General features: G+C 47.0%; 10 protein-coding genes and 2 pseudogenes. 7 read left to right on the top strand and 5 right to left on the bottom strand.

All coding sequences use genetic code 11. From position 1 onward, the window contains the following. The 7 genes and pseudogenes from E0D98_RS27555 to E0D98_RS18530 all read left to right on the top strand — a co-directional run. Nucleotides 1–186, top strand: a pseudogene (locus E0D98_RS27555) (hypothetical protein); the annotation flags it as partial. A gap of 224 nt (nucleotides 187–410) precedes the next feature. Next, a complete protein-coding gene (locus E0D98_RS18560) occupies nucleotides 411–2,384 on the top strand; it encodes a TonB-dependent receptor (protein ID WP_024199761.1) in 1,974 nt (657 codons plus the stop codon). Nucleotides 2,385–2,402: 18 nt separating this feature from the next. Beyond that, a complete protein-coding gene (locus E0D98_RS18555) occupies nucleotides 2,403–3,194 on the top strand; it encodes a DUF4198 domain-containing protein (protein WP_050877262.1) in 792 nt (263 codons plus the stop codon). Nucleotides 3,195–3,698: 504 nt separating this feature from the next. After that, nucleotides 3,699–4,118 carry a transposase gene (locus E0D98_RS18545; protein ID WP_000422695.1) on the top strand — a complete coding sequence of 140 codons (420 nt, stop codon included), beginning with the start codon at nucleotides 3,699–3,701 and terminating at the stop codon, nucleotides 4,116–4,118. Then, the gene (gene tnpB / locus E0D98_RS18540) at nucleotides 4,115–4,465 is read left to right on the top strand and encodes an IS66 family insertion sequence element accessory protein TnpB (RefSeq protein WP_050877261.1); all 351 of its coding nucleotides are present in this window, start codon (nucleotides 4,115–4,117) and stop codon (nucleotides 4,463–4,465) included. The genes E0D98_RS18545 and tnpB overlap by 4 nt, the downstream gene beginning before the upstream one ends. Nucleotides 4,466–4,495: 30 nt before the next feature. Then, nucleotides 4,496–6,088 carry an IS66 family transposase gene (locus E0D98_RS18535; protein WP_040118371.1) on the top strand — a complete coding sequence of 531 codons (1,593 nt, stop codon included), beginning with the start codon at nucleotides 4,496–4,498 and terminating at the stop codon, nucleotides 6,086–6,088. A 29-nt stretch (nucleotides 6,089–6,117) separates the two neighbouring features. Continuing rightward, nucleotides 6,118–6,291, top strand: a pseudogene (locus tag E0D98_RS18530) (DUF4113 domain-containing protein); the annotation flags it as partial. A gap of 1 nt (nucleotide 6,292) precedes the next feature. On the opposite strand, the gene E0D98_RS18525 reads toward E0D98_RS18530, so the two are convergent. The 5 genes from E0D98_RS18525 to E0D98_RS18505 all read right to left on the bottom strand — a co-directional run. Continuing rightward, a complete protein-coding gene (locus E0D98_RS18525; protein WP_001278818.1) occupies nucleotides 6,293–6,709 on the bottom strand; it encodes a plasmid partitioning/stability family protein in 417 nt (138 codons plus the stop codon). Further along, nucleotides 6,702–7,682: a plasmid segregation protein ParM gene (locus E0D98_RS18520; protein ID WP_000688510.1), complete on the bottom strand. Its 981-nt coding sequence runs from the start codon at nucleotides 7,680–7,682 to the stop codon at nucleotides 6,702–6,704. Before E0D98_RS18520 ends, E0D98_RS18525 begins: the two co-directional genes overlap by 8 nt. Before the next feature lie 414 nt (nucleotides 7,683–8,096). After that, nucleotides 8,097–8,405, bottom strand: a complete 309-nt coding sequence (locus E0D98_RS18515) for a hypothetical protein (protein ID WP_000030199.1) — start codon at nucleotides 8,403–8,405, stop codon at nucleotides 8,097–8,099. An 86-nt stretch (nucleotides 8,406–8,491) separates the two neighbouring features. Next, nucleotides 8,492–9,136: a ParA family protein gene (locus E0D98_RS18510; RefSeq protein WP_001144036.1), complete on the bottom strand. Its 645-nt coding sequence runs from the start codon at nucleotides 9,134–9,136 to the stop codon at nucleotides 8,492–8,494. A 180-nt stretch (nucleotides 9,137–9,316) separates the two neighbouring features. Beyond that, nucleotides 9,317–9,491 (bottom strand): tyrosine-type recombinase/integrase (locus E0D98_RS18505; protein WP_165941037.1); only part of this gene is annotated, 175 nt, incomplete at its 5' end.

The raw sequence follows: 9,491 nt of genomic DNA, 5'->3' as shown, positions 1-9,491 counted from the left end.
TCACTGGCGCTGACAGCCTCCACCCTCTGGCTGACAAAAGCGCGTTACCAGTACCTCCTCCGGCTTGATGCACAGCCTCTGCCGGAGTCGAGGATCGCCTTGCTCCTGCACCTGGTATCTGATAACGGTGCATCATTAGAGGAGGTTGAGGCCCAACCGTACGGTAAGAGGAAAATTATCGTCTGAAAAATCGATTGGGAGACAAGATCGTCCGTTAAGTGACGATTTTTGATTGAAAAGACTCCGATTTGAGGGCCTTTGATATATCAGACAGCTACATCACTGGCATACGTTTCCGCTCCATTGACCTTCAGTCCCCCCAATAACTATTAATTGAACGCCCCGCGTAATTGAGGTTGTGCAAGTATTTGTTACAATATAACATCACAAAACATAACATATGTTTTCGAATGTATATGAACGTAATCAAAACTGCTATTTGTACATTAATCACACTACCTGTGGGACTACAGGCCGCGACCAGTCATTCTTCTTCGATGACTAAAGATACAATAACCGTTGTTGCGACAGGAAATCAGAACACGGTATTTGAAACGCCGTCGATGGTCAGTGTCGTCACGAATGACACACCGTGGAGTAAGAATGCGGTCACATCAGCCGGTATGCTGAGAGGTGTTGCGGGTCTCAGCCAGACTGGTGCAGGACGGACCAATGGGCAGACCTTTAATCTACGCGGCTATGACAAAAGCGGGGTACTTGTTCTTGTTGATGGTGTCCGTCAACTCAGTGACATGGCAAAAAGCAGTGGCACTTATCTGGATCCAGCACTCGTCAAACGTATCGAAGTTGTCCGCGGACCAAATTCCAGTCTGTACGGCAGTGGCGGACTGGGAGGTGTTGTGGACTTCAGAACTGCCGATGCAGCAGATTTTCTTCCCCCCGGAGAGACAAACGGTGTAAGTCTGTGGGGAAATATCGCCAGTGGTGACCACAGTACAGGCTCTGGGCTTACCTGGTTCGGTAAAACCGAAAAAACAGATGCGCTCCTTTCTGTCATTATGCGTAAAAGAGGAAGTATCTATCAGAGTGATGGTGAGCGTGCACCTAACAAGGAAAAACCTGCAGCCCTGTTTGCGAAAGGCTCTGTCAGTATTACAGACAGTAACAAAGCAGGTGCCAGCTTACGCCTCTACCGGAATAGCACCACTGAACCGGGCAATCCAACTCTGACACATGGTGACAGTGGCCTGCGTGACAGAAAAACAGCACAGAATGACATGCAGTTCTGGTACCAGTACGCCCCTGCAGATAACAGTCTCATCAATGTAAAATCGACACTATATCTCAGTGATATCACCGTCAAGACAAACGGCCACAACAAAACAGCAGAATGGCGAAACAACAGAACCTCCGGTGTTAATGTTGTCAACAGGAGTCATTCTCTGATTTTTCCGGGAGCCCATCAGTTAAGTTATGGCGCTGAATATTACCGTCAGCAGCAGAAGCCGGAAGGCACTGCCACACTATATCCGGAAGGACACATTGACTTTACATCATTGTATTTCCAGGATGAAATGACTATGGAAAGCTACCCGGTTAACATTATCGTCGGTTCCCGTTATGACCGATACAATAGCTTCAATGCCCGTGCCGGAGAACTAAACGCTGAACGTCTGTCCCCCAGAGCAGCGATGTCTGTCTCACCGACAGACTGGCTGATGATGTACGGCTCCATATCCTCTGCATTCCGGGCCCCCACAATGGCAGAAATGTACAGGGATGATGTACATTTTTACCGCAAGGGCAAACCTAATTACTGGGTTCCTAACCTTAATCTGAAACCTGAAAATAACACCACCCGTGAGATTGGCGCAGGTATTCAACTGGACAGCCTGCTTACAGACAATGACCGACTGCAGTTGAAAGGCGGATATTTCGGAACGGATGCCAGAAACTATATTGCCACGCGCGTGGATATGAAACGGATGCGTTCTTATTCTTATAATGTATCCCGGGCCCGTATCTGGGGATGGGATATTCAGGGAAATTACCAGTCTGATTATGTTGACTGGATGCTTTCTTATAACCGGACGGAAAGTATGGATGCCAGCAGCAGGGAATGGCTGGGCTCCGGCAATCCTGACACACTTATCAGTGACATCAGCATACCTGTTGGTCATAGAGGCGTTTATGCAGGATGGCGTGCTGAACTTTCGGCACCAGCCACGCATGTGAAAAAAGGCGACCCCTGTCAGGATGGCTATGCCATACATTCCTTTTCACTGTCTTATAAGCCTGTAAGTGTTAAAGGCTTTGAGGCGTCAGTAACTCTGGATAATGCCTTCAACAAGCTTGCCATGAATGGCAAAGGTGTGCCGCTTTCAGGCAGAACCGTCAATCTTTATACCCGTTATCAGTGGTAACATCTCAGGAAATAAATCATGATGAAAAATACAGGCTATATCTTAGCTCTTTGTCTGGCTGCATCGTGCCAGACCCTGGCCCACGATGTCTGGATTACCGGTAAACAGGCAGAGAACAACGTTACTGCAGAGATTGGTTATGGCCATAATTTCCCCTCAAAGGGCACGATTCCTGACAGAAGGGATTTCTTTGAAACTCCCCGACTTTATAACGGGAAAGAGACAATAACGCTGAAACCAACGTCCACGAATTATGTCTATAAAACTGACTCTGCAGGCAACGGTAATAGCTACGTTCTGTCAACGAAAATGAAACCGGGATACTGGTCGAGAACCTCATCAGGATGGAAGCCTGTCAGCAGGGAGGGCAGAAATGATGTGACATACTGTGAGTTTGTGACTAAATATGCAAAATCTTTTATTCCTGGTGAACAGCAGATGCCAGCACAACTCTATCAGTCTCCAACAGGGGATGAGCTTGAAATCATTCCATTATCCGATATCAGTCGTTTCGGTGAAGATGTGAAGCTGAAAATTCTGTATAAAACGTCCCCTCTTGCCGGAGCCACTCTGGAGCTTGACTCTGTCAGTTATCTGAAATCATCCCGTCACACTCATGCAGCAGAGCATAAACATTCGGCTCATAAAGCAGAACTTACCTTTGTAAGTAATGAGGACGGTATCATCACTATACCTTCCCTTCATGCCGGGCAATGGCTGGCTAAAGTCAAAAATAAGAAAGTATTTCCGGACAAGAGCCTGTGTGATGAAACTGTCGATGTGGCAACCTTAAGCTTCTCCCGAAATTAATAATAGAGGGTGAGTGCCAACCGTACAGTAAGAGGAAAATTATCCTCTGAAAAATCGATTGGGAGACAAGATTGTCCGTTAAGTGCAAATATTTGATTAAAAAGACACCGTTTGAGGACTATTGATATATCAGACAGTTAGCCACAGGTGTACGTTTCCATTTACCTTCAGACCACTTAGCAAATTGCTGTCTTAATTTGACGACTTTTCCCGGCCTTTATGGCCGGGATTTTTTCCCTTCTGTTTCCACAATGCCCGGCACCGGTGACACCTTACGGTGTACGGAGAGCGGCTGTCGGGCATTTTTTCAGGACGCCTTTATGACAATTCTATCCCAGGAAAACCCTGTCATTCGTAAGCGCCTCATTTAAACCGTCTTTCGCCTCCCTTTCCTGTTTCCGATACTAATGTCCATTTTCGTAAGCGTAAACCGACCGCCGTATGTAGCCATTAGACAAGAATTGGTAATTTAGACGCCCATCTGACACAGACGGACATCTAAGTATGGAATTACAGGACTGGCGAAAAGAACCTCGTAAAAAGTATTCGAATGAATTCAAACTTCGTATGGTTGAACTGGCATCACAACCCGGTGCTTGTGTGGCTCAGATTGCACGAGAAAATGGCGTCAATGATAATGTTATTTTCAAATGGCTCAGACTCTGGCAAAACGAAGGGCGTATATCACGGCGTCTTCCGGTGACAACCACTTCTGACGCAGGCCTTGAATTATTACCTGTAGAGATAACCTCTGATGAGCCGAAAGAACCGATGGCTGCTCTTATTCCGCCCTTATCCACTCAGACTACTGTCAGTGCCAGCTCCTGCAAGGTGGAGTTCCGTCACGGTAACATGACGCTGGAAAATCCTTCACCAGAGCTGCTCACTGTATTGATTCGTGAACTGACCGGGAGGGGAAGATGATCTCACTCCCATCCGGTACCCGTATCTGGCTCGTGGCCGGGATAACCGATATGCGTAAGTCTTTCAACGGGCTGGGTGAACAGGTACAGCATGTGTTAAATGTTAATCCCTTCTCCGGTCACCTGTTTATCTTCCGTGGCCGACGGGGTGACACCGTTAAAATTCTTTGGGCTGATGCTGATGGTCTGTGCCTGTTCACCAAACGCCTGGAGGAAGGCCAGTTTATCAGGCCTGCGGTGCGTGACGGTAAGGTATCCATTACCCGCTCGCAACTGGCAATGCTCCTCGATAAGCTGGACTGGCGTCAGCCAAAAACATCCCGCCTTAACGCCCTGACAATGTTGTAAAAAACGCCTGGCCGCATTATAAAAACGGTCATGAGTCAGAAATACCTCATTCGCATTGCAGAACTGGAAAGCCTGCTCCGTCAGAAAGACCAGCAACTGAGTCTGGTTGAAGAGACGGAGGCCTTCCTGCGCTCTGCACTGGCACGTGCCGAAGAAAAGATCGAAGAAGATGAACGGGAAATAGAACATCTGCGGGCTCAGATAGAAAAACTGCGCCGGATGCTGTTCGGTACCCGTTCTGAAAAACTGCGTCGTGAAGTTGAACAGGCTGAGGCCCTGCTGAAACAACGCGAACAGGACAGCGATCGTTACAGTGGGCGGGAAGACGATCCACAGGTTCCCCGCCAGTTGCGACAGTCGCGCCATCGTCGTCCGTTACCGGCACACCTTCCCCGTGAAATACACCGTCTGGAGTCTGAAGAAAGTTGTTGCCCGGAATGTGGCGGCGAGCTGGATTATCTGGGGGAAGTCAGTACTGAGCAACTGGAACTGGTGAGCAGCGCCCTGAAAGTGATCCGCACAGAACGGGTAAAAAAAGCCTGTACAAAATGTGACTGCATCATTGAAGCACCGGCGCCGTCCCGCCCGATAGAGCGTGGTATCGCGGGCTCCGGATTACTTGCCCGCGTGTTAACGGGAAAATACTGCGAACACCTGCCACTGTATCGTCAGAGTGAAATCTTTGCCCGACAGGGTGTCGCACTGAGCCGTGCATTACTCTCCAACTGGGTTGACGCGTGCTGCCAGTTAATGACGCCGCTGAATGATGCCCTGTACCGTTATGTGATGAATACCCGCAAGCTTCACACTGACGACACACCGGTAAAGGTACTGGCACCGGGCCTGAAAAAGACGAAAACAGGGCGCATCTGGACGTATGTCCGGGATGATCGCAATGCGGGTTCGTCATCTCCTCCGGCGGTCTGGTTCGCGTACTCACCGAACCGGCAGGGGAAACACCCGGAGCAACACCTCCGCCCCTTCCGGGGTATCCTGCAGGCGGATGCGTTCACAGGTTATGACAGGCTGTTCAGTGCAGAACGTGAAGGTGGTGCGCTGACAGAAGTTGCGTGCTGGGCCCATGCCCGGAGAAAAATCCACGATGTATACATCAGCAGCAAAAGTGCGACGGCAGAAGAAGCCCTGAAGCGAATCAGTGAACTGTACGCCATCGAGGATGAAATACGGGGATTACCGGAGTCAGAGCGTCTTGCAGTCAGACAGCAGCGAAGCAAAGCGTTACTGACGTCGCTGCATGAATGGATGGTGGAGAAGAATGGCACGCTGTCGAAAAAATCCAGACTGGGCGAAGCGTTCAGCTATGTACTGAATCAGTGGGACGCCCTCTGTTATTACAGTGATGACGGACTGGCGGAGACGGACAATAACACAGCGGAAAGAGCGCTTCGTGCAGTCTGTCTTGGAAAGAAAAATTACGTGTTCTTCGGTAGCGATCACGGTGGCGAGCGTGGTGCACTGCTATACGGGCTGATCGGCACCTGCCGTCTGAACGGTATCGATCCGGAAGCGTATCTGCGCCATATTCTGAGCGTACTGCCGGAATGGCCCTCCAACCGTGTTGACGAACTCCTGCCATGGAACGTGGTTCTCACCAATAAATAAGCGTCAATACGGTGCTCCGTTGACGCTTACGTAAAAACAGTGAAAAGTTAATGAAAACACTCGATGAACTGAACCAGTCGGGAAAAGGGAAAGTGTGGTTTGCGGGGCGAGGAACCGCCCCTGAATGGCAAATGAAACGGGAAATGTTGAGTCAGTGTGATACAACTAAATGGCGAGATATTCCCCTAGCTAGGCTGGGTTAGTTCAGTCATCTCCGAACATATTTTCAGCGTTTCTTCTGGTCTGGTCTTCACCGTCATTTCTCGACAGACTCTGCTCTGTAAGAGGAGTACTGCAATCCACAGACGTATGGAGACCAGATTGTTTTTCCAGTAATTCAAGCAATTTCTTTTCAACTGAAAAAGCACCTGGTATTACGCTGGAAATCACCTTATTAATATCATCCAGAGTCGTATTTTCTGTCAGTAACTCCGATATCAGCAAAGGAAGACGTTTATCTATAGCTGCAAACGCCGCACCAGTAACTAACATCGCGCGCATGAAACGTCCCCGCTCCTTCAGTTTTTCATTTGCAATGAGCTCATCTGCAATCTTATCTCCTGTCCGTTCATCCGGGAAAAGTTCAAATGAGCAGCGTCTGGATTTATTTTCATCACTCATTAGTCACACCACCTTTCATTTTTATCATTCCCATGACTAAATCAAACTGCGGGGATGAGCTCAGATAAAAGCGCTCATCAGGAACCTTAGTCAGGTTCTTCACAGCCTCGGCCACAATTTCAGCCCCACCACCAACACACATTACATGTGTATAGTCGGTGAAACGGCTGATGACATCATTAACTCGTTTAATAAGCAACTTCTGCCGTTCATTGATAACATTAATGATAGACTCACGCTGTTCAGCATTATAAATGCGACGGGAAAGGTAGTCAGGTTCATTACGGTGCACAATGATATTGTCAGCCTGGAATGAGCTCACTCTTGTATTAGCATGTACAGCCATCTGTTCCTTAACCCCGGATGTAATCAGGGACACGCCGATATTCGGATCACACCAGGTTTTTGTAATCCCTGTCATTTTGCTACGAACATGCGACACATCAAGAGTTGTACCACCGAGATCTACGATCAAAAGGGATTCATCATCCTCAAGCCCCGCAAGAACACTGAAACCAGCGGGAATACTTTCAGGAAGAACGGCAACACTGCGAATAACAAATGCATCACTCCCCTGCACCCGTACTTCACGCATCACATTTTTTTTCTTTCTTTCAATGTTTTGCTTATTTTTCTGATTGTTGGCGTCAAGGTATTCAGAGATCGGCAATGTGACGATGACATCAACAGGCTGCGCTTTCAGGCCGGTCTGCTGTAGCGCATGCTGAATGGCCACAACATTCACATCACTGTACTGATAGCGTGTTTCAGTCGTTACGACAGCATCAGCACTTAATGGATCAAATGAAAACTTCTCGCCGTCGATCTCGTAATTAGCCGGGGCAGCATCATCCAGTAAACTAAAAGACCATTCCGGTTTAAAGCTGTTAGGGCTGATTAACGTTTTCACGTCACCATCCTCCAACCAGGCAAGTTTAATGTTGGTAGAACCATCATCAATAAAGATTTTCATAACCAGTCTCCGTTGCTCATAAACAAATAGAAAAAACAAACATGCCTCATACATGCAATGTATATTCAATTATAATGGAAAAATGGTCTTTCTGAAAGGACAAGTGCAACATAAAAACACGATAAACTGCATGTACATTGTACACATAACTTTAAGACCAGAGAAAACCATAGATACAAAACCATTATGAATGGTTATATGTGATACATAAATGCAATATAAAAATATCTTTGACATCATGGTTCAGGTTAAGGGAAAAGGAATGAAATGGTGAAACTGAGAGGAAAGGAAAGCGGTGACGAATCATGTCACCATAAACAGAGAGATGTCTAATGGGGACTCTTTAGGTACGTGAAGAATCCCCATAACGCATTTAAAAGACACACATCAGATACCCTTAAGGTATCCGATAGTTTATTGACCTATTGCACCATCACGTTCAAGCTTCTCTCTTATAGCCTCAATAATATATGAGCTAAAATCCAGAGATGTTTTACTGGTCGCTTTAAGTTCCGCATGAGCTTCAAAATACGACAGCGGTATGGCCTTAAGATTCTTAGCCTTCGTCCTGGCAGCCACGGGACGACCTGAAACTTCCTCTGCACCTTCATTTGGCTGAGACGGGGCTGTTGCTGTTACGGCAGAAGAAGAAGTTTGTAACCTGGCAGAATCCACCAGGTTTTTCAGTTTTTCAGCCTGTGCACTAAATTTCGCTTTGCTCATGAGATAACCCAGGATGTTTGTTAGATACTTAAAAGATATCCATTAAAAGCCCAAAGGATACTATATGGATACCCAATAGATATACCTTACTGTTTGTTATTTTCAATCAGATGATTGATTTCTTCGATCAGGGCAATAACTTCCTTACCTCCTGCCGAATAGCGCCCATGCACAGACTCAGTGATTCCCATCCCAGTCTCAATGACATCCTCAAATTCTGCACGAGCAGAAATGCGGCTCTTCATCAGCTTCAGATGTTTGAACGATGGCAGGATTGCATCAAGCTTAGGGAATTTCTTCTTGTTAGGATTAACTTTACAGAGATACAGGTGAGCAGTTATATCGGTCCCCATGATAGAGCTGATTTCGTCCAGTACTCCATCAAAATGCATCAAACCAATACGTTCAGTCAGGGAGTCTTTTGAAGGGACAATAACGCAGTCTGCAAAGGCAATCGCAGTACGGGTAAGATCTGAGTCAAATCCCCCACAGTCAATAAGTAACGTCTTATCGCTGTTCTTGTAGGGAGTCATAATTTCGATTAACTCATCCACTGTTTTGGGTACTTTCACGGAAATTTCTTTTCCTTCAGGTCTCAGCCCCAGAATGATAGAAAGCCCGGTATGAGTATCCAGATCAACTGTATCAGACTTCATTTCACCAACAATGTTTACGGATGAAGTTGTCTTACCCACACCACCTTTGGGATGCGTATTAGCAATAACAGGCATAGAGTATCTCCAGAATCCACATGTAATACCCACAAAGAACCCCAAAGACACCTTTCAGATATCCAAGAGGTACTCAATAGATGTTTTTTTTACTCTATACCGGTCCTGCATGTCAACAGAATATGAAATACCGATAATATATCCATGAGATATCCGAAAGGGATTTAAAAAAGTCAGAGCTTAAGGAATTCTTTTGAGCATAGACACCGCATCGAACTCAGGCATCGCAAACTGCACCCGGTGCCGTGCAGCCACATCCAGTGCAAACACCTTCGTGTAGACCTCCGTTGAGCTGATGGACTTATGCCCCATCAGGCTCTGCAGGACCTTCAGCGGTATACCGGCATACAGCATG

The organism is Escherichia sp. KCJ4928, assembly GCF_004352695.1.
Classification (GTDB): domain Bacteria; phylum Pseudomonadota; class Gammaproteobacteria; order Enterobacterales; family Enterobacteriaceae; genus ECMA0423.
Note: the sequence above shows the minus strand (reverse complement) of the source record. Positions and strands in the feature narration are given on the sequence as shown.